The 25,886-nt window shown below is 59.2% G+C and carries 26 protein-coding genes and 1 riboswitch; of the genes, 10 read left to right on the top strand and 16 right to left on the bottom strand.

Annotated features, from left to right (window positions below; translation table 11 throughout):
* Positions 1–2 precede the first annotated feature (2 nt).
* The 5 genes from SIC15_RS01395 to SIC15_RS01375 all read right to left on the bottom strand — a co-directional run bounded on the left by SIC15_RS01395 (position 3) and on the right by SIC15_RS01375 (position 5,878).
* Positions 3–1,370, bottom strand: coding sequence for a diguanylate cyclase (locus SIC15_RS01395; RefSeq protein WP_412536938.1), 1,368 nt, complete (start codon positions 1,368–1,370; stop codon positions 3–5).
* Positions 1,371–1,611: 241 nt separating this feature from the next.
* Positions 1,612–2,232, bottom strand: a complete 621-nt coding sequence (locus tag SIC15_RS01390; RefSeq protein ID WP_136630670.1) for a tetratricopeptide repeat protein — start codon at positions 2,230–2,232, stop codon at positions 1,612–1,614.
* On the bottom strand, positions 2,229–3,011 hold the full coding sequence (locus tag SIC15_RS01385) for an SDR family oxidoreductase (RefSeq protein ID WP_136630669.1): 783 nt from the start codon (positions 3,009–3,011) through the stop codon (positions 2,229–2,231). The genes SIC15_RS01390 and SIC15_RS01385 overlap by 4 nt, the downstream gene beginning before the upstream one ends.
* Positions 2,998–5,184, bottom strand: coding sequence for an AMP-binding protein (locus SIC15_RS01380; RefSeq protein WP_069182629.1), 2,187 nt, complete (start codon positions 5,182–5,184; stop codon positions 2,998–3,000). The genes SIC15_RS01385 and SIC15_RS01380 overlap by 14 nt, the downstream gene beginning before the upstream one ends.
* The gene (locus SIC15_RS01375) at positions 5,168–5,878 is read right to left on the bottom strand and encodes a thermostable hemolysin (protein ID WP_194838957.1); all 711 of its coding nucleotides are present in this window, start codon (positions 5,876–5,878) and stop codon (positions 5,168–5,170) included. The genes SIC15_RS01380 and SIC15_RS01375 overlap by 17 nt, the downstream gene beginning before the upstream one ends.
* A 256-nt stretch (positions 5,879–6,134) precedes the next feature.
* On the opposite strand from SIC15_RS01375, the gene SIC15_RS01370 reads away from it, so the two are divergent.
* The 8 genes from SIC15_RS01370 (at position 6,135) to SIC15_RS01335 (ending at position 14,423) form a co-directional block, all read left to right on the top strand.
* On the top strand, positions 6,135–6,509 hold the full coding sequence (locus tag SIC15_RS01370) for a GtrA family protein (protein ID WP_412536937.1): 375 nt from the start codon (positions 6,135–6,137) through the stop codon (positions 6,507–6,509).
* 4 nt (positions 6,510–6,513) lie between these two features.
* Positions 6,514–7,488: a glycosyltransferase family 2 protein gene (locus SIC15_RS01365; protein ID WP_083231744.1), complete on the top strand. Its 975-nt coding sequence runs from the start codon at positions 6,514–6,516 to the stop codon at positions 7,486–7,488.
* Complete coding sequence (locus tag SIC15_RS01360; protein WP_412536936.1) at positions 7,472–9,019, top strand: ArnT family glycosyltransferase; 1,548 nt, start codon at positions 7,472–7,474, stop codon at positions 9,017–9,019. Before SIC15_RS01365 ends, SIC15_RS01360 begins: the two co-directional genes overlap by 17 nt.
* Before the next feature lie 22 nt (positions 9,020–9,041).
* The gene (locus SIC15_RS01355) at positions 9,042–9,725 is read left to right on the top strand and encodes a response regulator transcription factor (RefSeq protein ID WP_069182625.1); all 684 of its coding nucleotides are present in this window, start codon (positions 9,042–9,044) and stop codon (positions 9,723–9,725) included.
* The gene (locus SIC15_RS01350) at positions 9,722–11,134 is read left to right on the top strand and encodes an ATP-binding protein (protein ID WP_412536935.1); all 1,413 of its coding nucleotides are present in this window, start codon (positions 9,722–9,724) and stop codon (positions 11,132–11,134) included. Before SIC15_RS01355 ends, SIC15_RS01350 begins: the two co-directional genes overlap by 4 nt.
* 93 nt (positions 11,135–11,227) lie before the next feature.
* On the top strand, positions 11,228–11,995 hold the full coding sequence (locus SIC15_RS01345; RefSeq protein ID WP_136630666.1) for a glycosyltransferase family 2 protein: 768 nt from the start codon (positions 11,228–11,230) through the stop codon (positions 11,993–11,995).
* A 1-nt stretch (position 11,996) separates the two neighbouring features.
* Positions 11,997–12,665 carry a TVP38/TMEM64 family protein gene (locus SIC15_RS01340; protein ID WP_136630665.1) on the top strand — a complete coding sequence of 223 codons (669 nt, stop codon included), beginning with the start codon at positions 11,997–11,999 and terminating at the stop codon, positions 12,663–12,665.
* A gap of 9 nt (positions 12,666–12,674) precedes the next feature.
* Complete coding sequence (locus SIC15_RS01335) at positions 12,675–14,423, top strand: ArnT family glycosyltransferase (RefSeq protein WP_412536934.1); 1,749 nt, start codon at positions 12,675–12,677, stop codon at positions 14,421–14,423.
* Here SIC15_RS01335 and SIC15_RS01330 read toward each other — a convergent pair.
* Positions 14,420–15,832: an ATP-binding protein gene (locus tag SIC15_RS01330; protein ID WP_412536933.1), complete on the bottom strand. Its 1,413-nt coding sequence runs from the start codon at positions 15,830–15,832 to the stop codon at positions 14,420–14,422. The genes SIC15_RS01335 and SIC15_RS01330 overlap by 4 nt on opposite strands.
* Positions 15,829–16,554: a response regulator gene (locus SIC15_RS01325; protein ID WP_136630662.1), complete on the bottom strand. Its 726-nt coding sequence runs from the start codon at positions 16,552–16,554 to the stop codon at positions 15,829–15,831. The genes SIC15_RS01330 and SIC15_RS01325 overlap by 4 nt, the downstream gene beginning before the upstream one ends.
* 218 nt (positions 16,555–16,772) lie before the next feature.
* Here SIC15_RS01325 and SIC15_RS01320 point away from each other — a divergent pair, with 218 nt between their 5' ends.
* Complete coding sequence (locus tag SIC15_RS01320; RefSeq protein WP_069182618.1) at positions 16,773–17,126, top strand: hypothetical protein; 354 nt, start codon at positions 16,773–16,775, stop codon at positions 17,124–17,126.
* Between the two features lie 63 nt (positions 17,127–17,189).
* Positions 17,190–17,714, top strand: a complete 525-nt coding sequence (locus SIC15_RS01315) for a cytochrome b (protein ID WP_412536932.1) — start codon at positions 17,190–17,192, stop codon at positions 17,712–17,714.
* Positions 17,715–17,744: 30 nt separating this feature from the next.
* Here SIC15_RS01315 and SIC15_RS01310 read toward each other — a convergent pair whose 3' ends face one another.
* The 9 genes from SIC15_RS01310 to SIC15_RS01270 all read right to left on the bottom strand — a co-directional run bounded on the left by SIC15_RS01310 (position 17,745) and on the right by SIC15_RS01270 (position 25,515).
* A complete protein-coding gene (locus SIC15_RS01310; protein WP_412536931.1) occupies positions 17,745–18,593 on the bottom strand; it encodes a sulfurtransferase in 849 nt (282 codons plus the stop codon).
* A gap of 76 nt (positions 18,594–18,669) precedes the next feature.
* On the bottom strand, positions 18,670–19,020 hold the full coding sequence (locus SIC15_RS01305; protein ID WP_412536930.1) for a RidA family protein: 351 nt from the start codon (positions 19,018–19,020) through the stop codon (positions 18,670–18,672).
* A gap of 202 nt (positions 19,021–19,222) precedes the next feature.
* Complete coding sequence (gene maoP / locus SIC15_RS01300; RefSeq protein WP_412536929.1) at positions 19,223–19,573, bottom strand: DUF413 domain-containing protein; 351 nt, start codon at positions 19,571–19,573, stop codon at positions 19,223–19,225.
* A gap of 109 nt (positions 19,574–19,682) precedes the next feature.
* Positions 19,683–20,144 carry a hypothetical protein gene (locus SIC15_RS01295; protein WP_412536928.1) on the bottom strand — a complete coding sequence of 154 codons (462 nt, stop codon included), beginning with the start codon at positions 20,142–20,144 and terminating at the stop codon, positions 19,683–19,685.
* 58 nt (positions 20,145–20,202) lie between these two features.
* On the bottom strand, positions 20,203–20,814 hold the full coding sequence (locus SIC15_RS01290) for a BRCT domain-containing protein (RefSeq protein WP_412536927.1): 612 nt from the start codon (positions 20,812–20,814) through the stop codon (positions 20,203–20,205).
* A 222-nt stretch (positions 20,815–21,036) separates the two neighbouring features.
* Complete coding sequence (locus SIC15_RS01285) at positions 21,037–21,801, bottom strand: ABC transporter ATP-binding protein (protein ID WP_305965518.1); 765 nt, start codon at positions 21,799–21,801, stop codon at positions 21,037–21,039.
* Positions 21,801–22,775 (bottom strand): FecCD family ABC transporter permease, encoded by a 975-nt coding sequence (locus SIC15_RS01280; RefSeq protein ID WP_412536926.1) that lies wholly within the window; start codon positions 22,773–22,775, stop codon positions 21,801–21,803. Before SIC15_RS01280 ends, SIC15_RS01285 begins: the two co-directional genes overlap by 1 nt.
* On the bottom strand, positions 22,762–23,646 hold the full coding sequence (locus SIC15_RS01275) for a cobalamin-binding protein (protein ID WP_069182613.1): 885 nt from the start codon (positions 23,644–23,646) through the stop codon (positions 22,762–22,764). The genes SIC15_RS01280 and SIC15_RS01275 overlap by 14 nt, the downstream gene beginning before the upstream one ends.
* A gap of 30 nt (positions 23,647–23,676) precedes the next feature.
* The gene (locus SIC15_RS01270; RefSeq protein ID WP_412536925.1) at positions 23,677–25,515 is read right to left on the bottom strand and encodes a TonB-dependent receptor plug domain-containing protein; all 1,839 of its coding nucleotides are present in this window, start codon (positions 25,513–25,515) and stop codon (positions 23,677–23,679) included.
* Positions 25,516–25,649: 134 nt separating this feature from the next.
* Positions 25,650–25,873, bottom strand: a riboswitch (cobalamin riboswitch).
* Positions 25,874–25,886: the final 13 nt, after the last annotated feature.

Genomic DNA, 25,886 nt, shown 5'->3' with positions numbered 1-25,886 from the left:
TTTTATATGCGCAATGTTCCTGATACATCAACAAGACAGTCCCGCCCTGCCTGCTTGGCCAGATAAAGCCTGTGATCCGCCCCGGCAATGAGAGCGTCCGGCGAGGCTGGGCGGTCAACGAACTCCTCTATTCCGGCCACACCTGCGCTGACGGTCACCGGTATCTCATCGTCATCAAAGACAAAACGCTCCTCATGCACAGCTTCGAGAATTCGCTGGACGAGCTGTCGTACATCGCCGTGCTCTACAGCGCTGAAGACAACAATGAATTCTTCCCCGCCGAAGCGGGCAACCACATCCATGGAGCGTGTCTGGCTGATCAGAATGTCGGCAAACCGCTGCAGGATATAATCCCCGCCGAGGTGTCCGATGGAGTCGTTAATCTTTTTGAAGTGATCGATGTCGAAGATCGCCAGGGCGAAGCGCTCACCCCGGCGGTTGCTCCGGCCGAGCATTTCATCCAGCCTCGGCATCAGGTAACGGCGATTGTGCAGGCCGGTCAGCGGGTCCCGAATGGACTGGTTCAGCAGCTCTTCTTCCAGGCGGTTGCGCTCCAGGGCACCCGATAACAGGCCGGAAACAATAATCAACAGGTCGGCCTGGTCCAGACGCCAGGTTCTTCGGCGAAGGGAGTCAACGCCGAAAAAGCCCGTTACCCGTCCGCGTACCCGGATAGGCACGCAGAACATCGACGACACCCCCTGCTCCTGAAGCAGTGCCCGCTCGGGAGCAGCTTCCCGGGGCAGTCGGTCGACATCTTCAATAAACACCACCCGGCTACCACTCACCATCCCCTCGATCTGTTCCTGCCACCAGTGAAAACTGTCGATCGACACCTCCTGCTGTGTGTCGATCAGAGCGGGCACACCGTCCCTGCACCACTCATGGGTATTGGTCATCACGGAATAGTCATCGGAAAAGCAGTACAGGTAGGCCCTGTCTACCTTGAAAAACGTTCCGATGGATCTCAGAAGTTCATCAATACACTGATCAATGGTGCCAAATCCCAGATTGATGAATTCGGTGGAGAGACGGGCAATCAGTCGCTGGAACCCGGCCTGGAAGGAAAACTCCGCCTCACTTTCGCGCAGGCTCTGCTCCAGGTTCTTGTAGTGCTGGATGTTGTGGAATTGGCCGTACCAGAGCGTGCCGCCATCAGGCTGGCGCTCGGGCTCCGCATTAACCTCGAACCACTCGTAACCGCCATGCTCAAGCCTGAGCCGGGCCCGATAGCTCCAGGTATTCAACCTGTCTGCCGAGGCACGGATACTGGCCATAACGGCATCAACATCCTCCGGATGGATCATGGCGAAAATCGCATCCGCGTTATCACTCAGATCTGCGGGATCAATGCCAAAGAGCGACTGCACATGTTCGCTGATAAAAGGACAGCGGTGGGAATCTCCTTCCGAACTCACCCAATATATGAAGAGGACTCCAGGAACCCCTGAGGCCAGCTTCTGAAAAAAACGGGCAGATAAAGCAGTTTGCTGCCCGTTACCGGACCTTGACGCCATGGACAACACGTCCTCCTGACGGACGATTCACCCCTCTCCATTAAAGAGTGTAGCCCACGCTGACAGGAAGCAAACCCGTTCTGAAGAGGACGAATCAGAGCGAGTCCAGGCGGCTCCTGGCTTCTTCCCGCCGACCGGCGTCGGCGACGTCTCGTCCGGCCCTGTCGGGTGCATCGAGGACTTTCTGCAGATAACTCCGGGCGCGTTCCGGCTCGCCCTGGTCCAGCAGGAAATCGCCAAAGAAGAAATTGGCATCCATGCCATCAGGATTGATGGCCAATGCTTTCTGCAGATACTGCCGGGCCTTATCATCATCACCAAAGCCCAGGGGCCAGCCAGGGACCTGGTAATAAAGGCTGCCAAGAGAGGTGTAGGCTGAACCATCCAGCGCGTCCGGATCAATCTCAAGGGCCGCTTCCAATGATTTACGGGCCTCCTTCACCAGCCCCAGGGCCCCCAGGCCACCTTTGGCGCCGGCGTAGGTGCTCAACACTATACCCTGCCAGATCAGAGGCTCTGCCCGGCCCGGATAATGGGCGACGAACTGTTCTGCCTCATCAGCCAAACCCTCAAAGGCTTTCTCTTTCTCGTCCGCCGGTACCTGATACTGAATCTCCGCCCAGCGATGCTGGATACCTGCCAGTTCGGTCTCCAGAGCCGCCGCCCAGAGTGGCTGGGCCGCCAGGCACAGAATCACCAATAGCACTCGTTTCATGACAACACTCCCGGATTCAGAAACCGCCGGATGACCGGCAATTGCTTCAGCATCGCCTTGTCGACAATTCTCGGCAGGATGCCGTTGATCACCACAAACAGCTTTTCCGGCCAGCCCAGGAAGCGCCGGCGATCGTCGTTTTCCATGGCGGCAAGAATCTGTGACGCCACCGCTTCAGGCGCGTCCATGGCATTGCCCAGTGCCCGGTTAAGCTCATTTACGGCTTCCGGATTCATATCCGTGGCGGTGGCGCGCGGCGCTACATAGATCACCTGAACCGGGGTATCGGCCAGCTCCCGGCGCAGCGCCTCGGTGAAGCCCCGCAGACCGAACTTGCTGGCGCAGTAGGCGGTGTAACCCGGGAAACCGATGCTGCCAAAGGTAGAACCCACGAACACCAGCGCCCCCTGCCCAGCTCTTTCAAACCGTGGCGCAAAATGCCTGGCTACAATCATCGCTGACCGGAGATTGACGGCGATCTGTGCGTCCAGGTCACTGACGGCCATATTGCCCAGGCTGGCAAACCGGTTCTGCCCGGCACAGTGGATAACGCCATCAATGTCCGGATAGGCATCGCCAAGGCGGTCCAGCTGCTGGTCTAGGTCCGGCGCTGACAGGTCCAGGTGAGCAAGCGAGACGCCCTCACGATGCTCAAGCTTTTCCGGGTGCCGGGAAGCAATGATCACCCGGGCACCCGCTCTTACCAGAGGTTCGACCAGCGCCTTGCCGATGCCTCCTGTACCACCCAGCAGCAGGAAAACGCGGTCATGCAGCCTCATGTTGTTGCTCCTTCCGGCTTTCGGGCAGGGGAATGCTGTGCAGCATGTCGCCATAAAGCCGATAGACCATGCGCGCCGCCTCAATGATGGCCTGCTGGTCTTCCGGATCGGTGATGTCGTTCATCAGGTTCCGGAAAAACTCGAAATGCTCCTGGTCCAGGGCTCCGTGAGAGTACAGATAGCTGAAGGCCTCATCCGGCAGCCCGAGCTGCTTCTGAATGGCCTCACCAAGCGGTGTCGCCAACTCAATCGACGTACCTTCAAGCACCTGGACCATGCCGAAGAACGCCGCCGGGTTGCCGCGGTTGATGCGGTCATAAAGGTAGGCAACCATCAGCTCGATGGAGGTATCCGGACTGCCATGACGGATGGCTTCCTTGTCTTCTCCGCAGGCCTCAAGATCGTTGAGAATCCACTCGTGGTGGCCGTACTCTTCCTCGATGTACTCCACCAGCGCCTTGCGCACAAATTCCAGACGCTCGGGCAGACGGCCGCCGCAGGCCATCATCAGAGGCACCGTGTGTTTGACGTGGTGATAGGCCTGGGTCAGGAACCAGGTATAGCCCGTCAGATCAAACCGACCCTCGCGGATGGCTGCAATAACGGGTGCGCCGGTTACGTGGGCGCGGGCTTGTGCGGTTTCGGACTGCAGTCGATCGAAAAATGCCATGAAAGATCCTCCTGGCGTGTTTGGAAAATCAGGGGTTGAGATGGAAAGATTCATGAAAACCGGAAACGCGCCGGCCAGCAGGCTCGGCAGGTCGTCCTGAATCTGCTGGCGTACAGGCCGTCCGTTTGCGGTCAGATAACCGTCGGCCTGACTCAGAGGCTGACGGCGGATATAGACACCGGACAAACGGGCGTAGTCGGGCAAGGTGTCGTTCAGGGATTCCAGCTGGGAACGCAACGCGTCCGGTGAGCGGCCATCCTGCACCATCACGAGGGCGGAAGGCCGGGGGTCGCCATCACCGAACACCACCGCCTGGCGCGCGCCGATTGCCTGGATCAGCTCACTTTCCAGCCATTCGGGGCTGATGTTGCGGCCGAAGCTGGTGATAAGAAGATTCTTCGCGCGACCACTGACTGACAGGAAGCCCTCGTCATCCCGGGCACCCAGATCACCGGTATCCAGCCATTCATCGCCTGCCGGTTCATCCCCCAGGTAGCCAAGATGGGTATTGCCCGCCACCAGAATGTGGCCCCGCTCGTCCACCCGAACCTGCACATGGCTGAGTGGTTGGCCCACCGTTCCTTCGCGCTCTGTCCGGGGGGTGTTCAATGCAACCACCGAGCTGCACTCGGAAAGTCCGTAGCCTTCGTAAAGCGGCAGACCGACCGCTCGGCCCCTGGCAAGCAGGTCGGATGAAACCCGTCCGCCACCAACCGCCAAGAACCGGAAAGACTCACTCTCAAGATGCTGTTGTTCGGCGGCGGACACCAGCGCCACGGCCAGTTCTGGCACCAGGATCAGCGAGTGTGGCTGGTGCCTGTTGATGCCCTGCACCAGCCGCCCGAATTCCAGGCCACTGCTGCCGGTCATGCCCAGATCCTGCAAGGGAGCGACCATCACCGTGCTGCCCATCAGCAGGGGCAGGTAAACACCGGCAATGTTCTCCAGCAGTGTGGCCAGCGGCAGGATGCACAGGTGCCGCTCAAGTTCGACGCCTTCAAGGCGCTCCTGCAAAGCCAGCGTGGTGGCTGTCATCTGTGCCACCGACAGGCAAACGCCCTTGGGGTTGCCGGTGCTGCCAGAGGTGAAGGTGATCTTTGCGGTCTGCTCCGGCATCCAGGCCCCGGCAGCAGACACAGGCAGATGCTTTAACCAGACGCCATGGCCGATGTGTTCGCCGCCATCGATTGTGTCCGCAGACAGCAGGCAATCAAGGTCAGCACGTTCAGTCAGATGCTGAGTCTGTGTTCTGGAGAAAAAAACCGGCACCGGTACACACACCACGCTGGCAAGCAAGCAGGCCAGATCCGCAAGAATCCAGGCCACGGAATTGTCACCACACAAACCGGCCCGGCGGACACCCAACCGTGTCAGCTGATCGGCCAGGGCAGCGGCCGCCTGCATCATCTGGGCATAGCTAAACGCTGAATCGGGCCCCTGAAGCGCGATGCCTGAGGGTTGCTTATCGGCCTGGCGTTGCAGAAGTTCAGGCAATGTGGCCATAGGAACCTCCTGCCATCGCCTCGCTCCCGGCGGCTTCAGACTCAACGGGCTGAATCAGCCTGAGCAGACCCGCACTCCGGAGGGCGGACATGCCATCGGCCACCCGGATGGCCATGACCACCGGATGATGGTCGTAATAACGCCCCCAGCCGGCTCCCCCATCGGGCAACCGGGCCGGATCCGCCGTCGCCAGAACCTCGGTGGCAATACCCAGGCGGTGAAAACTGTTGCGCAGCTGATCCGTGCCGGTGCACACCACCCAGTCATAGCCGGCCCCATCCAGCCACACCGACAGCGAGGCAAACAGAAACCGGCTGACGCCGGCTTCAACGCCGGCCAGATGGGCAATCTCGGCAATCCGATGGCGCTCGACACCCGCAACCGGCATCACCGATTCCACCGACACCGACAAGTAGTCTTCCAGAAACAGTTTTTCCAGCGCGGCGTTTCGAACACCGACCGCTGCCAGAAGTGTGCCCTGGGCCGTGGTCAGGGCCAGGAGCGCAGGTATGCGCAAAGAAGGTTCAGCGCCATAGGCATGCAGGAAGCGGCGGCGAATAAAACCCGCAACCGTCTCGGCCATGGCCGTGTCAGGACGGATCTCGTTAAACCAGCGACCGGCACAACGGATGACCGGAACCACCTCCCCGGAATCCGGGGGACAACACGTGGACATCATCAGCGGGTCTGTCATATAGGCTCTCCAGTTTGGCTCCCTTTGGGCGCTTTCATCACGAATGCCAGATTAGGAGCCAAGCCTTAAACCAGGCTTAAGGAGCGCGAGGAGAAACCTTAAGGCGGGCTTAAGGTTTTTCAGAGGGTGCGGTTAAGGCTTGCTTAAGAATGGTCGGGTAAGGTGCCGGCCATCATTCGGATTCTTCCGATAACGCCGGGTTCTGAAGTGAGGCTGTATGAGATTCCCGTTATTGCGGTTAACCGGCTGGGGCAGATTGCCACGTTTCCTGCTGGCCGGTGGCGTCGCCACCCTGCTGCATTGGCTGACCATGCTGGTCTTGATCGGTTGGGGACTGAACGCCGTTCTCGCAACCGCCACCGGTGCCACGGCTGGATTGCTGGCAAATTATGTTGGCCAGCATCGCTACGCTTTTTATTCCAACCTGCCCCATAGAATTGCGTTCCCGCGATATCTCACCGCGGCTGCATTGGGCTGGGTTCTCAATTTAACGGGCTTTTCGCTACTCCTGGTTGCGGGTCTCGGCGTCACCTCCTCGCAACTAATCACGACCGGGCTGGTTGCCTTTGCCAACTATCTCTTTGCACAGAGGTTTGTTTTCCATGAAGAACAGACAATCAACGTTCAGTAACCCGATGCTGAGCATTATTATCCCGGTTCACAACGAAGCCGATGTGATTCCAACCCTGTTGAAACGGCTGGGTCTGGTCTGCCGCCAACTGCCGGGCCAGGTTGAGCTGCTGTTCGTGGACGATGGCAGCCGGGACGACTCTGTTGCCCAGCTACTTCGGGCCAGGGACCGCTACGCCGGAATCCGGGTGGTTCAGCTCTCCCGGAACTTTGGCAAGGAAGCGGCCGTTACCGCGGGCCTGGAGAGTGCACGCGGCGATGCCGTGGTACTGATGGACGCCGATCTTCAGGATCCGCCGGAGTTAATCCCAAGAATGGTCGCAGCATGGCAAAAGGGGGCAGACGTGGTGCTGATGAAGCGGCGGTCCAGGGCCGGTGAAAGCTGGCTGAAGCGCACCACTGCCAGCATTTTCTATCGCCTGATCAACCACATCAGTGATGCACCGATACCAGTCGACACCGGAGATTTCAGACTAATGAGCCGACGCACTGTGGATGCCCTCAACCGGCTACCCGAGCGCAACCGCTACCTGAAGGGCATGTTCGCCTGGGTCGGCATGCCAACGGTGACACTCGAATTCGATCGTGATCCCCGCCTGGCAGGCCAAACCAAGTGGAATTACCTGAAGCTCATGCACCTGGCCATGGAAGGAATTACCTCGTTTTCCACTCGCCCCCTGCGGATTGCCCTGATCCTGGGCCTGCTTGCGGCCGGCGCAGGTGGCCTTTTCGGCACCTGGGAAGTTATCCGGGCGCTGGTTTTCGGCATTTCCACACCGGGTTACGCCTCCATGATCGTCGTGATCACGTTCCTTTCCGGGGTTCAGCTTCTGTGTGTTGGCCTGTTGGGGGAATACGTGGGTCGCATCTACATGGAGACCAAACAGCGCCCGGTCTTCATTGTTTCGGAAGACAGCAACGATACTGCCCAGCCGGTTCTCCCCCAACTGCGAGTAGCCGGAAATGACCAGAAACATTAACACCCTGCTCTGGCTCCTGTTTGCTGTGCTTGCCGCACGCCTCGGACTGACGGCGATACTGCCTCTGGCAGATACCACGGAACCGCGCTACGCCGAGATTGCCCGCATAATGGCGGAAACCGGCGACTGGATCACCCCCTGGTTTGACTACGACGTGCCCTTCTGGGGCAAGCCACCCCTATCTTTCTGGACGCAGGCACTGTCGTTCAAACTGCTGGGTGTGTCTGAATTCGCCGGCAGGCTGCCTTCCTGGCTGGCCAATGTTGTCATCGTTTATCTTGTCTTCACCCTGCGTCGTTACCTGCACCCGGAACGCAACAGCGAAGCGGCCAAGTCGGCCGGCCTCTGGGCAGCCCTGATTTATGCCACCACGGCACTGGGCTTTCTGACGGCCGGTACGGTGATGACCGATTCGTTCCTTGCCCTTGGCTCGACGCTGGTGCTGACCAGCCTTGTTATTCGTCTTCAGGGCGGCCCGATAGTGTGGGGCTGGCTCTTCTTCATCGGCCTTGCCATCGGCCTGCTCGCCAAAGGCCCCCTGATTCTGGTTCTGACCGGACTGCCGGTTTTCCTCTGGGTGGCGACGACCCGGCGGTGGCTGACCCTGTGGCAGCAATTGCCCTGGCTCCGCGGTTTACTGTTGATGATGGTGGTTGCTGCTCCCTGGTATGTCCTCGCCGAACTGAAGACCCCCGGGTTTCTGGATTACTTCATCGTGGGAGAACACTTCAAACGTTTCCTGGTCAGTAGCTGGCAGGGCGACCTGTATGGCAACGCACATGAATTTACTCGAGGTACCATCTGGCTCTATCTGCTGGCTGCCAGTTTTCCCTGGGGCCTGATCGCAGTTGCTGCTTTTGGCGTCAGCCGCTGGCGCCGCCAACCGGCACAGCAGGAGTGGCTGTCTCTCGAGAAAGGCGTGGGCGGACTGATTCTTGCGTCCGCGCTTAGTCCGGCCATCTTTTTTACCCTGTCCGGCAACATTCTATGGACCTACGTGCTTCCGGGGTTACCATTTCTCGCCGTGCTGGCATCCAGCCTCTGGCCGAAGGAACTTTGCGGTCGGATGCCCGCGTCCAGCCTGGCCGCAGTGTTGATGATTCCCATGTTGGGAATTGCCGCCGCCGGCTGGCTTAGCCTGCACCCGGAGCAACTGAAAACCGAGCGGGATCTGGTCGCGCAAGTCGAACAACTCCCCGGCATGAGTGCAGACAATCTGTTTTACCTGGGAAAGGCGCCCTTCTCCGCGCGGTTTTACAGCCGTGGCGAGGCCCATGCAGTGGAGCAGACTACTGTTATTGATCGACTTGAATCGAGCAACCTGGAGAAGCCCATGGCGCTGGCCGTCGAGAAAGGCAACAAAGCGATGCTCCGGCGCCTTGAGGGCGTCACCACACCGATTGCTGAGAATCGTCGCTTTCAGCTGTTTCTCTTGACACCGTCAGCTACAACTAACGCAAACAGCTTCCAGGACAAAAGCAAAAACGGCGGTATCGATTACAATGCATCCAACGATCATCCGCTAAGCTGAACACCTATCGGATTCCTGCTACATGCGAATATTGCTGATTGAAGACGATCATTTGCTCGCCAACACCATGTTGGGAATGCTGCGCGACGAACAGAATACCGTTGACTGGCTGGACGATGGCCAGCAGGCGCTCAATGCACTCCTGAACGACAGCTTCGATCTGGCGATCCTGGATCTGACGCTGCCCCGGGTGGACGGGCTGGATATCGTCAAAAAGATCCGGAACGAGGGTATTGACACCCCGGTCATCATCCTCACCGCGCGCGGAGATCTCGACGAAAAACTTCAGGGGCTTAATGCGGGTGCTGACGACTACCTGACCAAACCCTTCGCCATGGCGGAACTGAAAGCCCGAATCCGGGCCGTCACGCGCCGGGGCTCGGGGGTCCGAACCGGCGGACTGCAAGTGGGCAGGCTCACTCTCGACCCTGACTCGGGTCAGCTTCAGATTGGCGATGACAACGCAACCCTGCCGCGCAGCGAATTTCAGATTCTGTACTATCTGATGCGCCACCCGGACCAGGTGGCGACCCGCCGTCGGCTGGAAGAACAGCTGTATGGCTGGGAGCAGGGCGCAGAAAGCAATGCCCTTGAGGTACACGTCCATCACCTGCGCCGGCGCGTTGGCAAACAGACCATCCGCACCGTCCGCGGCGTTGGCTACATGCTGGACAGCAAAGCTGCCGCAGAGGTATCTCCCGAATGAGCCTGACCCGAAAACTGATCCTTCTGATCACCAGCACGGTGTTTTTCATTACCCTGATTGCCGCCGGCTGGGGCTTTTACGTCAGCGACCATCAACTGGAGGAGCTTTTTGACGCGGAGCTGGCCCAGAGCACCCGCATCGTCCAGGGCCTGGTTGAGCACCTCTCATCGACACAGTCGATAGACCAGATCACTCATACCCTGGAAACGACCCTCCAACTGCCAGACAGCGTATATCAGGGCGAGGAGGAGGAGAACGAAATCCTGCCCGACGGCGCGGGTCACAAATACGAGCGGAAGCTTGCGTTTGAGGTCTGGTCGCCGGACCGGAAACCGATTCTGGACACCCTGCGCGCCAATGATTCCCAGGGCCTTGAACGCGGCTTCGGCTGGCAGGAAGTGGCCGGGTTCCAGTGGCGAACCTTCACCATTGAAGATCCTGCCACCGGCTTCTGGATCCGTACAGCCCAGCGCGAGGACGTCCGGGACGAACTCAGCCAGGAAATCGCGCTTGGCAACGTACTGCCTTTCCTGATCGTGCTGCCCGTGCTGGCTCTGGCGGTTCTGGTCTCAATTCAGGTGGGCTTCCAGCCGCTGAGAAAGCTTGAGAAGCCGGTACGGAACATGGCTCCGGAAAACATTCATCCCCTGGACGACCGCCAGGCACCGAAGGAGGTCGCCGGTCTGGTGCAGGCGGTGAATGGCCTGCTCAGACGCCTCAACCAGGCCCTGGAACGGGAACGGCGGTTCTCTGCCGATGCCGCCCATGAGCTGCGAACGCCACTGACGGCCCTGCGACTGAACCTGGAAAAAGTCTACGAGAAGGATCCGGAACAATACGGTGACCTGATCCAGTCCGTGGACCGCATGGTGCACCTGGTTGAACAGATGTTATTGCTCAACCGCGTCGACTCCGGTGCCGATTTCACGCCGGAATACCACAACCTGTCTGCCATCGTTGAGCAGAGCATTGCCGATGTGGCACCCCTGGCCCTGAAAAAGCACATCGACCCGGTACTCCAGGACGATGCTGGTCAGGCCCTGGTCTCCTGCCACAGCGCACTGATCAACACCCTCATGCGCTCCCTGCTGGCCAACGCCATCCAGTACAGCCCCGAACACACCACCATTGAGACACACCTGACGCCTTCCGGCGAGGGATACCACATCACCGTGTGCGACCAGGGCCCCGGCATTCCTGCCGAGGAGCGCGAACGGGCGCTCAGCCGCTTTGTCCGACTGGACCAGCGCCTCGGCGGCGGCGCCGGTCTCGGGCTGGCCATCGCCCGGCGTATTGCGGAACTTCATGGTGGCCAGCTCACCCTCGGCGACCGGCCGGATGGCAACTCGGGCCTGTGCGTCAGCATCTGGCTGCCGGCCCGTGCGGCTTCCCGTCGCAGGCAGACTTAAGGTTGGTTTAAGGTTTGAAGAGGATACTCCTGCCCAAGTGAACAGGGCCGCCAGACGGCCCGGTTGATATTCCGTTTTCGAGGATGTCTCTACATGGGTCAGGAAAGAACACTGTCGCTGGTTATCCCTGCCAAGGATGAAGAAGCCAACATCGCTACCCTGCTAACCGAGGCCTACGGGGTGATGCGTGACTATCACGGCTTCGAGGTGGTGCTGGTGGATGATGGCAGCACCGACAGCACGCTGGACACAGCCGTGAGAACCGCCCGGGCCCTCGGTGGCCGCTTGTTGACCATTCGTCACGAGCGCAGCATCGGCCAGAGCGGTGCCCTGGCATCGGGTATCCGGCAGGCAAGGAGCAGGCTCATCGTTACCATGGATGGCGATGGCCAGAACGATCCGGCCGACATCCCCGCCATGCTCCAGAAAGCCAACACCCTGCGCAACCCGGATTTCTGTATTGCCGGCTATCGCAAGAATCGCAAGGACACCGCCTGGAAACGCTTCCAGTCCCGCCTTGCGAACCGCGTGCGGGATGCGCTGCTTCATGATGGCGTGCCCGATACCGGCTGCGGCCTGAAGCTGTTTCCACGGGAAACCTTCCTCAAACTGCCCTGGTTCGACCACGGCCACCGTTTCATCCCGGCTCTGGTACGGGGAATTGGCGGTGACATTGCCATCGTGGAGGTCAACCACCGCCCACGGACTGCCGGCATCTCCAAATACAACGCCTGGAACCGGACCTGGGCCGGCATTCTGGACCTGCTCGGTGTGCTGTGGTTGCTGCACCGCACCCGCGTTCCTGTCATCAGCAGTGCCGGTCAGGCCGATCCACAGGGGTCGGTGGCGGAGCGCTCCTGACATGATCAACGGTTCCCGCTGGCTGGCCTTCGCCGCCCTTGTGCTGGTTGGCTATCTGACCATCCATAACGGATGGCTCGACTTCATTGCCGATCAGGATCAAGTAGCGAACTATCTCCACAGCCATGGTGTCGGCGGATTGGTAGCGATTACCCTGGCCGGTTCGTTGTTTACCGGCCTTGGGGCTCCCCGCCAGTTGCTCGCCTTCGTGCTGGGCTTTGCCCTGGGCGGGCTCAATGGAACGCTGCTGTCGACTCTGGCCGCCGCCATCGGGGCCACCGGCTGCTTCATGACCGCCCGCTGGCTGCTGCGGACGCCGTTGAGCCGGCGGTTCAGCCACCGGATGCAGCAGTTTGATCGCCTGTTCCGGGAGCAGACCCTGCTGAAAGTTCTCATGGTCCGCTTGCTGCCCGTGGGCAGTAACCTGGTGACCAACCTTGTCGCCGGCTGCTCCGGGATCCGTTTCTCACCGTTTCTCTTTGGCAGCACACTGGGCTACCTGCCCCAGATGCTGGTGTTCGCCCTGGCCGGTGCCGGTATCGGCAATGCCAATGCCTATCAGCTTGCCGTCAGCATCGGCTTTTTCATTATTGCCTCGCTGATTGGTGCCTTTCTCTACCACAACCAGAGGGCCAGGACGCTGGCCGATTCCGTTTCCGACTCTCTCTGAGACCGACCCATGCCTGCATCCCCCTTCGTCCGCCACCTGCCGGACACCCTGTTCAATCTGTCCCGCAATCAACTCCTGCTGTTACTGCTCGCCATTGCTGCAGTCGTGTTTTTTACCGGGATCGGACTGCGCTCCCCCTGGCCTGCCGACGAACCGCGGTTTGCGGAAGTGGCCCGTGAAATGGTCGCCTCCGGGCAGTGGCTTATCCCCATGCGGGGTGGTGAGTTCTACCCGGACAAACCACCGGTGTTCATGTGGAGTATTGCCTTCTTTTACTGGCTGACCGGCAACCTGAAGATTGCATTCCTTCTGCCCAATGCGCTGTGTAGCCTGCTGACACTGGGACTGGTCTTTGATCTGGGCACCCGCCTGTGGAACCAGCGGACCGGTGCCATTGCCGTCATGTTGCTGATGCTTGCGCCCCAGTTCGTGATCCAGGCCCAGAAAGCCCAGATCGACGCCATGGTCGCCTGCTGGATTGCGGTTGCCTGCTACGGCCTGATCCGACACTTTTTCACCGGGCCTGCCTGGGGCTGGTACTTCGTTGGCTGGGCGTTTATGGGGCTCGGAATCATCACCAAAGGGGTTGGCTTCCTGCCGGCGCTGATGCTCATTCCGATCTTGATCATGAAGCTTCGCGATCGCGCACTGTTCCGTGGCACGCTCACGTGGCGCTGCGCACTGGGCCCGCTGGCCATGCTGGCAGTGGTTGCCGCCTGGCTGATTCCCATGGTGCTTTACGTTAACAATCTCGGCACCGAAGAGGCCCTGGCCTATCGGAACAATATCCTGTTCAAGCAGACCGGCGAACGCTATGCCGACTCATGGGGCCATATCCAGCCCTGGTACTATTACCTCACCAGCGTAATCCCCTCGCTGTGGTTTCCGCTTCCGCTGTTGCTGCTGGCCTTGATCCGGCCCCTGTCTGAAACCGCCCGGTACCGCCCGATTATTCCGGTGCTTCTGGGCTGGATTGCCCTGGTTATCGTGTTTTTCAGCCTCAGCCCCGGCAAGCGCGGTGTTTACCTGTTGCCCGCATTGCCCATGCTCGCGCTGATTCTCGCCCCGCTTCTCAGTGCCCAGAAGCCAGCACGCTGGTTTCCGCCCATCCTGACGGGTTTACAGTTCTTGCTCGGTGTTGCGTTGATGGCAGTTGGCATACTGGCCTGGACCGACCACCCCAAGCTGGTTGAAAAGGTGGCCGACTACAGCACCGACCCGGACAAACTGCACGAGGCGGGGACGTTCATCTTCGTCATAGGACTGGCGTGGCTGATCACCCTGTTCGGGTTCTGGCGCTCCCGTGCCATCGGGCGCCTGTTCCTGGCCATGATGATCACCTGGCTGCTGCTGGGCACCTGGGGCTATCGAATTCTTGAGCCACTTCGAACCCCCCGCAACGTTCTGGCCGCCGCAGAACAGCATATCCCGGCCGGCGGTCAGCTCGGTATGATCGACTTCCGGGAACAGTTCCTGCTGTTTTCAAAGCGCGATTTCACCCATTTCAGTTTCTTCACCGGTCGGGAACAGGAGAACCGCAATGCCTGGTTGTGGATGAAGGAAACACCGGATAGCTACCTGCTCGTGGCCGATCAAATTGAGCTGCCCTGCTTCACGAAAGACGGTGCCATTCCCGTGGGCACGGCTCACCGTGACAACTACCTTTTGCTTTCCGATGAACAAATGAAACCCGGCTGCACGCCGCCGGACAGGATCAAACGCTTTACCACGCCCCGCCCAGGCAGATGGCTCGATTAAAGCGGCAAAGTGACTGACACCTTGAGGCCTTTGCCGTCTGGGCCGGCGTCAAAATGGATGTCGCCGCCCATACCCCGGATCAGCGTGCGGGCGATGGCCAGACCGAGGCCAGCGCCACCGGTTTCCCGACTGCGTGAGTGTTCCAGCCGGTAGAAGGGTTCGAAAACCCGTTCCCGTTCGTCTTCCGGAATACCCGGCCCCTGATCAATGATCGTGACAACGGCTTCTGTGTCTGTCGTTGCCAGCGTTACTTCCGCCTTTTCGCCATAATTCACCGCGTTCTCAATCAGGTTACGCAGGGCGCGTTTGACGGCTTCGGGCTGCCCCTGGAGCACACACCTCGGACTGTCTTCGCAGTGGACCGCCAGTCCCATTTCCTGAAGATCACCGCACAGACTGTCCAGAAGGGTGGCCAGATCATAGCGGCGGTGCTGCTCGGTGGTGCTGCCCCGGATAAAATCGAGGGTGGCCTCGGCCAGATGCTGCATCTCCCGGAGGGCATCCAGAAGGCGATCCCTGTCCTCGCCTTCCGGCAGCATTTCCACCCGCAGCCGCATGGAAGTGATGGGTGTCCTGAGATCATGGGCCAGGGCAGCCAGCAGTCTTGCCCGGTCTTCCTGGGCCCGGCCAACCTGATCCTGCATCTGGTTGAAGGCACGGGTTACCTCACGAACATCCTCTGGCCCCTTTTCAGAAATCCGGACTTTCTCCCCACGTCCAAACGCGTGGGCGGCCCGGCTCAGCTCATTCATTGGCCTCAGAATTCGACGGACCGCCAGCAACAGGGTCAGCGTAAGCAGCACGGCGGTAATCCCGACGCTGGTGAGCGTGGCCTTTAGCCAGAGCCAGGAAGGCGCTGGTGGCCTCGCTTGGGCGTTGAACCACTGGCCAGAGGACATGGCCAGGGAAACCCCCAGGACCGGGGGGCATTCATGCCGTTCATCCCGATGGTCGTCATCATCACGATGTTCTTCATATTCATGGTGCTCATCATCCTCATCGTCATGCCGCTCACGTTTCCGGTGGTCATCGCGATCGGGCCGGCAGTCATCCTCGTCCGCCTCCATGGCCGTTCGAACCTGCTCAACGGGCAACCCCAGCTCCCCGGCCAGCCGGCGCGTCATGCCGGAGGCCTGGTCCTCGGTCAGATAGGGCTCAGAATCGATGGAAAGCCGCAGGGTCGGGCTGGAGAGTGCCCGCAGGATACGCTCCTGACGTTCCGGATCCGTGGTATCAGCCAGGGTGTAGCCATCAGAAACCCGTTGGAGGACGTGTTCCAGGCCCGCACTGCGCAGCGCACCCTGGCGTTCACCCGCCAGAATAACGATGGTGATAACCTGGGCCACCAGCAGCACCAGAATCAGCAACAGCGCCAGCTGCCCACCGGCGCGCCTTGGCCAGAGTCTCATTGCTCTGCCCCTTCGACCGGTGCGATCCACTGGTAGCCACCGCCCCAGATCGTCTTGATCAGCCTGGGGCTGCGGGCGTCCGGATCGATCTTGCGGCGCAGGCGACTTACATGGTTATCAATGCTGCGGTCGAAGGCATCCGCCTCTCTACCGAGGGTCAGATCCATCAATTGATCCCGGGATAACACGCGACCGGCGTGCTCCAGGAAGGCGAGCAAAAGTTTGTATTCAGCGGTACTCAGTGAAACTTCAACACCTTCCGGATCGACCAGTTGATGGCGGTCGACGTCCAGCTTCCAGCCTTCGAACGTCAGACACTGCCCGGCCATTGGACTGCGTTGCGGTGGCAGCGCTGTGGTCCGGCGCAAAACCGCTTTTATGCGCGCCAATAACTCCCGGGGGTTGAAGGGTTTGGTGAGGTAATCGTCTGCGCCCATTTCCAGGCCGACGATGCGATCGGTTTCCTCGCTCATGGCAGTGAGCAGTATCACCGGCAATTCGGTGTGCTCGCGAAGGTAACGGCAGAGGGTGAGGCCATCGTCGCCGGGCATCATGATGTCCAGCACAACCAGATCGACGGACTGCTGTCGCAACTGACGCTTCATGGCATCACCGCCATCCGCCAGCAGCACCCGCAGACCATGCTCCTGCAGATAGCGGCCGACCAGATCGCGAATGTCTCGATGGTCATCGACGACCAGAATGGTGGGAGAGTCGCTCACTCGTTACTCCGTTGAATTACCGTCTGCCCTGATTATAGGGGAGTCAACTTCGCGCTTGGGCGTGATCTTGTCAAAAACCGTCGCAAATCCCGGCCTTGCGACAAATTGCGACAAACTCGATGGGTCACCGAGACAATTCTGCGACGTTTCCTTGGTGCAATAACTCCCGACCAACGATGACATTCCGTCATGGGTTTCACCAACCAGGGAGTTCGACCATGAAGAAAACTACCACCATTGCAGCTCTCTCCATCGCTGCACTGCTCAGCGCCACGCCACTACTTGCGTCTGCCGATGACGACTACGGGCGGGGTGACTGTGACGATCGTTACGAGAATCGCCACCACGGCAAAGCCATGGGTTCCGATCTCAAACAGTACAGCACCGAAGAAATGCGCATCATGGCCTATGGCCAGGCATTGAGACGCTTCGGCCCGGGCGTGGAAGTGTCCGTTGAGGAAACAACCGATGGCACCTACCGGGTTCAGCTGCGAGATGCCGAGCAGAATCTGATCCGGGAGCATGAGTTCAACCAGTACGGCGCCCCGGTTCGCGGCGGACACCGGAGCTGATCACCATCAGCAGGCGCGGGGCCCGGAGGGTGCCCCGCCATCATTTGATCAAGGAGAATCACGATGACATTGATGGACGCTGACGACCGCTATGGTGCCGTTTCCCGGGCTGTGCACTGGATCATGGCGGTTCTGCTGCTGGTCATGCTTGCCAGCGAAGTCTGGTTTGAGGCTTTGGAACATTCCCTCTCCGAGGCGTCGTTGATGGCCTGGCACCAGAGCCTGGGCCTGACCATCTTCGGGCTGGTGATCTTTCGCGGTCTCTGGCGCTGGCTCAACCGCGCACGACTGTCACCACCGGCCCACTGGGCAACCATGGCCAAACTGGGACACCTGGCGCTTTATGCCCTGATGATTCTGATGCCGCTGTCAGGCCTGGCGACGTCCCTCGGCGAGGGCGATCCGGTTACCTTTTTCGGCTGGACAGTCTTTGGCTACGGCCCGGAAGTGGAATGGCTGGAAGAGAGCGGCGAAGACGTCCATGAGGTACTGGCCAACGTGCTGTGGCTCATGATCGGCGTACACGTGGTGGCCGCTTTGGTGCATCAGTACCTGCTGGGCGACCGGATCATTAAGCGCATGGCCTGACAGCCCGGAATAAACGGAAACCCTCCTGGCTCAAGCCACCGGCAGCGATTCGTCGCTGCCCCAGTCCGCCCAGGAACCATCGTATAGAGAGAGCTGGTCATACCCGGCCAGCTCCGCCGCCAGCAGAATGATGCAGGCGGTGATGCCGGAGCCGCAGGAAAACACCAGTTGATGCCCGTTTCCAGGCTGAAGATTCGGCGCAAGCTGGTTGAACGTTGTTTTCAGCTCACTGACCGGTTTGAACCGGTAACCATCCAGCACCTCGGTAAACGGCAGGTTGAGAGAGTTCGGTATATGGCCGCCGCGCACACCCGGACGCGGTTCCGGCGCCTGGGCCAGGAACCGCGCCCGGGATCTCGCATCAATTACCGAGACTTGCTCGTCGTCGAGGTGCTGATACACGAACGCGGAATCCCGAACCCGTTCACGATCCAGACGGCCCGACAAGGAGCCGGAAGAAGCCGCTTCTTGAACCGGAGCCGACACCGTTTCACGCCCCTCCGCCAGCCACAGAGGCAGGCCACCATCCAGCATGAAAACATTGTCCAGGCCCATCGACCGCAGAATCCACCAGGCCCGGGGCGCTGAGTAGATTCCCTGGTTGTCGTAAAGCACCACCATGCTTTCGGGCGTTATCCCCAGTCTGCGCACTTCCTGCGTGAACTGGTCTTCGGTTGGAAACGCATGGAGCTGGGACGATTCCTTATTGCAGAGCGTTCCTTCAAGGTCGATCTGTAAACTCCCCGGTATCCAAACCGGATGGTCGTAAACGATCGGCTCCTTGCCAATCACCGTAGCCATACTCGCGTCGATCAAAACCAAACGGTCGTTATCGAGGTTTTCCTGCAGCCAGTCGGTGGTTACAAGTGTGGAAGCCATGGTGTGCTCCTTTTCCTGTCAGAAATAAACGGCAGACTGCACAGCCAGCCGAATCGCCAGATCTTTCCGACTGACCTCAGGACGTCGCGGCAATCACCGAGATTTCCACCAGCAGCTCCGGCGACGCCATCTGAGCCTGAACGCAGGCCCGGGCCGGCGCCGTGCCTTCAGGCACCCAGTTGTCCCACACCTCGTTCAGGGCCTTGAAATCAGCCATGTCTGCCAGGTAGATAGTTGCCGACAGGATTCGATCACGGCTGGAGCCGGCGGTCTCGAGCAGCTCGTCCACCTTCTCAAGCATCCCGGTTACCTGGGTATGAATGTCACCATTACGGTCCTTGGCAACCTGACCACACAGGTAAGCGGTGCCGTTGTATTTTACGATCTTGCTCATGCGGCTGTTGGTCGCAATGCGTTCAATGGTCATGTTTTTGGCCTTGTTGGGGATTTTAGTAACTATAACCGGGGGCTGGGCCGCACCGCCTCTAACATGGAGCTTTGCGACAATATTTGAGCCGCGAGGCAGTGGAAAAATTGTCCGGCAATAGCTACTGGTTATGCATTATTCGTAGTGACTCCAGAGCCTGAGAACTTTCACCACTCGCTCGTCCTCGAGCACTTGTTATGTTTTACTTGAAGTGGCCGTAAACGCCCCATCCACGGCCAGTTATGCCCAAATTTACCAGCAAGTCAGCCTCTTGCTTGCCCACATAATCTGGATTTTCTGACTCCCAGATTTTGCGTTTGACGTACTTTGCCCAGACCTTTTCGAACTGACTTTCCGGGCTTTTGATTCCGTTACAAACCTCAACGAAGCGCTCTTGGGCTGGTGTTTCGGGAGCAATTGCCCCGCGCATGAGAGCTGCCAGCCAAGAGCCATATGTGATTAGCAGCTCGACCTCGTCCTCGGAGAAAAGTGTATCGGGCACATTAGGATGAAACTCAATTTTCCGATACTTTAAGTGCTCTGCTGACGCCACTGATCACTCCAGAAAACACAGCGCCAGCAGCACGCGCGGTTACAGAATGGAGACGAAGCCGCAATGCATTAGCCGTGCCTGTGATTGTTAGAAAAACCTAGTGCCTTAACTACAAATACCTGGAAAACAAGCGATCTAGGTTTTGAAACTCTCTATAAAGATTTTTCTTGATTTCCGATTGCTTATGCACATTCCTAGTTCTCTCTTCACCGACAGGAACGCCCTCCAGCTCAGAATGAAGGCACGCCAAATCGACTGCGGGTATCCAAATATTCTTATCGATATAGTCGGCCAATTTTTTGTCGTAAATGAACTGTAGCCCTCTGGTTTTGAAAAGGAAATCCGCCTGTTTGTTATCAAGAGCTCGCCCTGACCCCATGATTGAGCCCAAGAAGTCTCTGACAGCCTCAAACTGTTCATAGCGACGATCAAAAAGTTCATGCTTCAACCGATTTCGGTTGGTTCTCCATTGAAGCAAACCAATCGTTACCCCTGCTATTGCTATAGTCGGGGTCAGCAGTGCTGAAAGGTAGTCCACCCAGTCGTGGTTAAATATTGCGGCTTCAACCAAAGTTGCACCTCGTAATATCGAACGCCTAAATCAGCAGCGGCTGACCGGTAAGCAGTACTTAGGTCAGCTTGCCTGATTGGGCCCAATGCTCCTCAGTTAATATAACGATAGGCACACCGCTATCTCTGTATTCAATCGCCTTCTCAATCTTTCGACCAAATGTCTCGTGGACCCAGCTGTCAGTCACATAGGTACCCAAAACAAGATAGTTAAGATTCTTGTTGACGCTTTTCGCGATAGCTCCTCCGAGAGCCTCGGTTGCTTCGTGGCATTGCTTCCGAGTCCCAAATGCGCAGGTTCCCGTGAATAGAAAAGATGCTCCCTCAAACCCTATTTCGGGAAGAGGATCATTGATCGGCAGTGAGGAAGTCTTCGCTAATTCACCGATCTCAGCCGAATCGCCCGTAATTTTACGAAGTATTCCCAACAACTCCTCGGACTCTTCTTTATCGAGCACACCGTCCTCAAGGATAGCGGAGACTTTTTCGAGTAGATTGATAATTATTGGGTTGTCACTGGATTGGCGGTTCTGAACCAGCCAGCTCATCAGAAACTCAGCTTCGGCTTGGTTTACAGTTCCGTCAGCTATAACACCCTTGCTCAAACCTATAAGCGTGTCGATTTGACGGTCTTGGATGTTTTTTCTGTTGAATTTCGCAAAAACGTCCATGGTATGAATTTCCTCCTTGATGCCTAACAGCTAATTCGACGAAAAATAAAATCGGTCTAAATGTCACCTTTGCACCACTCGACAGCACTAGATTTCCACGGTGTATCGAAAAATTACCAATCTTAAACCGTAGACGGGCCGGGGATAGGCGTCAATTTTCGACTTTTCGCCCGCCCCCTAATCATTTATTCCCAAGCTCTTTGTGGTCTGTGATTTTGGCCTTTAGCCCGGCACAAACACCGGAAAGCCATCCAGTTCGGCAGATAGCAAACGCTGACCAAACAGGCTCTCAAGTGCAGAGGTTACCAGCATGTCGCGCGCCGGGCCCCAGCAGGCCTGGCCGTCGGGGTACAGGAGGAGGATCTGGTCGCACCATCGGGCGGCCAGGTTCAGGTCGTGCAGGCACATAAAGATTGCCTTGCCCTCCGCCGCTTGTTGGCGAAGCAGCTTCATAACGGCGGTCTGGTGTTGTAAATCCAGGTGATTGGTCGGCTCGTCGAGGAGCCAGATTTCCGGGCTTTGGGTCATCAGGGTGGCAATGGCAACCCGCTGGCGTTCGCCGCCGGAGAGGGTGTTCACCAGGCGATCCTTCAGGTGGATGACGTCCAGCGCTTCCAGTGCTTTTTCCGCAATCGCGAGATCCTCGCCACTCTCCATCTGCCAGGGGGATAACCAGGGGTGGCGGCCGATCAGGGCGGTCTCAAGGACCGTGGCCGGGAATCCATCCTGCCGGTCCTGGAATACCAGGCCCATCTGCTGCGAGACGGTCTTGCGGCGGATGTCGTGCAGCGGGGTGTCGTCGAGTAGCAGCTGCCCGCTTCTGGGCTCCCGCAATCCTGCCAGGGTATGCAACAAGGTGGTTTTACCCACACCGTTAGGGCCAAGAACGCCCCAGACCTGCCCAGGCTCTATGGCCAGATTCAGGGGGGAGCCTGAGGCTCGCCCGGGAATATCGATGATCAGCGCTTCGGTGGCCAGGCGTGTCATCATCGGCTCCGATACAGCAGGTAAAGGAAGGTTGGCACACCGATCAGTGCGGTGATCACGCCCACCGGCAATTGCTCCGGTGCAACCATTACCCGCGCCAGCGTGTCTGCCAGCACCAGCAGCGTGCCGCCGGCCAGTGCGCAGGCCGGCAGAATCAGCCGCTGGTCGTTCCCCAGCGCCAGCCGCAACATGTGGGGCACCACCAGGCCGACAAAGCCAACCGAACCGGCCATGGTGACGGCGGATGCGGTCAGCAGGCTGGCCATCAGGTAAATCGACCATTCCAGTGGCCGCACCGAAACGCCCAGCGCCGCCGCCTGAAGGGAACCCCGGGCCAACACGTTCAGGGCCCGGCCCAGCGGAAACACCATCAGGCACACGAGCAAAAGAATAGTCAGTCCCGGCCAGGGCGTGGCTGCGTTGGAAAGATCGCCCATCAGCCAGTACAGCATGCCCGGTAATCGACTGGCCGGGGTCATCGAGAGGATCAGGGTAATGATGGCGCCCCAGCCGGCGGCAACCACCACGCCGGTGAGCAACAGCCGCGAGGGCGTCCAGCTGCCACTGCCGTGGGCCAGACCAAACACCAGCAAGGTGGCCAGCATGGCACCGGCAAACGCGGAGCCGGACACCAGGAAACCGGCAGCGCCGGCCAGCATGGCCAATAACGCGCCCACGGCGGCACCGCCAGACAACCCGAGCACGTAAGGATCGGCCAGGGGATTTCGCAACAACACCTGCATCAAAGCCCCGGCTACGGCCAGCAAACCGCCTGTTGCAAAGGCACTCAGGGTGCGGGGCAGACGCAATTCAAGAATCAGCGTTTGCTGAAGTTCAGTGCCACTGCCGGTTATCACTCGCAAAGTGTCTTCAAAACCGATGGCGGTGCTGCCGATACTGACGGAAAGCAGAGCCGCCATAAACCCGGCCAGCAGCAGAACAAAAAGCGGTTTGTACGGGCTAGAGATTGGCACGGGCCTGCTCCAGGGTCTGGCACAGGTGCCTGGCGCCGTCTGCCATACGTAGCGTGGGGCGCGCCAGCAGATCGGGTGGTTCCAGGAAGAGGTTGCCTGCGGCTACCGCGGCAAGGCCCGGGAACTCTCGCCAGGCCTCCAGCCATTGCCTGTCATCCGACGAGCCGGCCGTGATGATGGCTTCGGGGTTGGCTTCCATAACCGCTTCCCGACTGATCCGGGGCACCAGCCGTGGCAGCTCGCCAAACACATTCACGCCGCCGCATAGGGTTATGGCCTTGCTGATCAGTTCGTCCCGGTTCACGGTCATCAAGGGCTGGTCCCATATCTGATAGAACACCCTGACCGGTCTGGCATCGGCATACCGGGCTTTCAGTTCGGCCATCTCTGCGCGAAACGCTTCGGCCCGCTCGTTGCCGAGTTCGGGTGAACCCGTCAGCAATGCCAGATCCGATACTGCCATCGCAATGTCGTCGAAGGTTCGCGGAGCAAGCCAGAGAACCGGAATACCAAGACCCGACAGCCTTTCCAGCTGGCTGCGGGAATTGCCATCCACCCAGGCCACCACCAGGTCCGGTGCCATCGAAACGATCGCTTCGAGGTCCAGACGATTGCTGTCACCCACCTGCGGTAAGTACTCGGCCTCTGGCGGGTAGTCGCTCCAGGCACTCGCCGCCACGACCTTTTCGCCGGCACCGGCGGAGAACAACAGCTCCGTGGCGCCCGGTGACAGAGAAACAATACGCTGCGCTGGCTCGGCCAGGCATACCTTCTGGTTCAGTACATCGCGTGCGCAGGGTCCCTCGGCCAGCGCCAACGAGGGCGCAAGCAGAGACAGTACACACAGTGCAGCGAGCCAGAGGTGCCTCATAGAGGGCGGAAGCCTCTCATATCAATGAATTTACTGCTGGAAATCATAGCGCACCGAGGCCATGAAGGTTCGTCCGGCGGCCAGATAATCAAAGGGCGCGAAGGTCGCACTGTCATATCCGATGCTGGTGGCATACCGACGATCCAGCACGTTATCGACCTTGAACGAGGCCGACCAGCCAGGCTGGAAATTCCAGGCCGCTCTCAGGTCTACCGTGCCATAGCCCGGGAGCAGACTGGTATTTGCCGCATCGTTATAGCGGTCACTCTCGGCAATAAAGCTGGCGCCCACAGACCACTGTGAGAACAGGCGATCAATATCCAGACGCAGGTTCTTTTCTGCACGGCGCGGTAGGCGCTCGCCGGTATCGCGGTTCTCGGTATCCGCGTAGGTTACTGCTGCCGCCAGATTCCAGTCAGCCGTCTCGATACCGGAAGAAACCTCAACGCCACGAATTCTGGCCGTCTCGACGTTTTCCATGGTGCCCTCAAAGGTCACCGGGTCCGACACGTAGGTAATCAGGTCTTTCACGTCGTTCTGATAAAGCGCAATGTCCCAGTACCACTGGTCATATCGCCCGGAGAAACCGGCTTCGACCATCTGCCCCTCTTCCGCATCGAGGTCAGGATTACCGGTGTAGAACGGCACCGTCAGGTAAAGGTCATTAAAGGTGGGTGCCCGGAACGATGTCGCATAGCTGAGGCGAAAGCGATGGGCGCGGTCCAGCTGGTGACCGAAGGCCACACCGCCAGTTTCCTCTTTGCCATAGGCCTCGTTGTCATCCAGACGCAGACTGAGCATCAGATCGGTGGCATCAAAGTTCAAACGGCCCTGACCGAAAACCGCGCTGTTGGTCCGGCTGTCTTCTGTGAAGTTGCTGGTGCCATCCACTTCGTCAAGCATGACCTCCGTACCCAGAACCAGTTCATGAACACCGGCCGTCAGGGTGTTTTCCCAGCGCGCGGAGCGAGACAGGGTGTCGAACGTGCTGGGATTGGCTCCGAAGGTATCCTGTTCGTCACGGGCTTCCGAGAACTGGATACGTGTGCGCCAGTAGTCACTGGCAACCGCTTCCAGATGCAGCCCCATGGCACGGATCAGGAAATCGGTATCACCGCCTTCAAACTCGGTATTACCTTCAGACTGGAACACCGTCAGCCCTGCGCCGCCGCCCTGGTCAAAACTGTGGCTCAGTTTGGCCAGGCCCCCAGCGTTCCGGAATCCTTTGTCTTCGCCGCCAGCACGCAGGTTCGTGCCATCGGTATCCGAATAAACGCCACCGGCCAGGAACGACGAACGGCCTTCCCGGCCAGCCAGTCCGGCCGTTACCTCACGGGTTTCATGGGAACCGCCTTTCAGCTCGCCCCAACCCTGGCGCCCGGCCTCCGGTTCCAGGGTGAACGCCTGGATGACACCACCCACCGCATCGGCACCGTAGAGGGAGCTCTTCGCGCCCCGCACCAGCTCAACCCGCTCCATCAATTCGGGAGGCAAAAACTGCCAGGGTGGGATACCCGCGGAGGCAGAGCGCAGGCGGATACCATCGAGAAGCAGCACGGTTCCTGAGCTGCCCGCGCCACGCAGGAATACGCTGGTAGTCTTTCCGTAGCTGCCGTCCGACACCACGTTGATCCCGGGCTGGGCGCGCAGCAGGTCGCGGAATTCCGCGGGCTGTTGCCGATCAATATCCTCTTTCTCGATGACCGTCACTGAAGACAGGCTCTCGCCAACGGTCTTGGGGCCCAGTGTCGCGGTAACCACGATCGGATCCAGGGCATCGGATTCTGGAGAAGACTGGGCCGAAACGGCCAGAGGCAGGGCGGCCAGGGAAACGCCGGCCAACAAAACAGGGCATTGAATTCTGAACATAGAGCTTGCTCCGCACTCCGCGCGCACCCGCACGGGAATCTGGTTTTCGTTGCGGAACAGGGAGTAGGGGCAGGCGGTAGACTGGCAACAGAAAAGCGGAACCGGCATATCACCCACCCAGGTTGCCCACCGCAACATCGGGTGTTTTTCCAGGCCGGTCTCCGGGCTGGCAGGCGGAACCTGGGGTTCCCGGGCAATCACCTTCCCATGTCGTGGCGACACAGTGGCGCATAGATTGCCGTTGTCCTGCTTACCGTTGCGGGGGCAGCATCGGACTTGCACTGGCTGTGCCAGGCTCACCGATTTCCCGTTTCACCCGTCGCGCTTTGCGACGGACACCTGAAAAAAGTGTGGCAAGGCTAGCAACACCG

The organism is Marinobacter sp. MIT932201, assembly GCF_047123295.1.
GTDB classification, from domain to species: domain Bacteria; phylum Pseudomonadota; class Gammaproteobacteria; order Pseudomonadales; family Oleiphilaceae; genus Marinobacter; species Marinobacter salsuginis.
The sequence above is the reverse complement of the archived record's forward strand: the minus strand, read 5'-3'. Positions and strand labels throughout refer to the sequence as shown.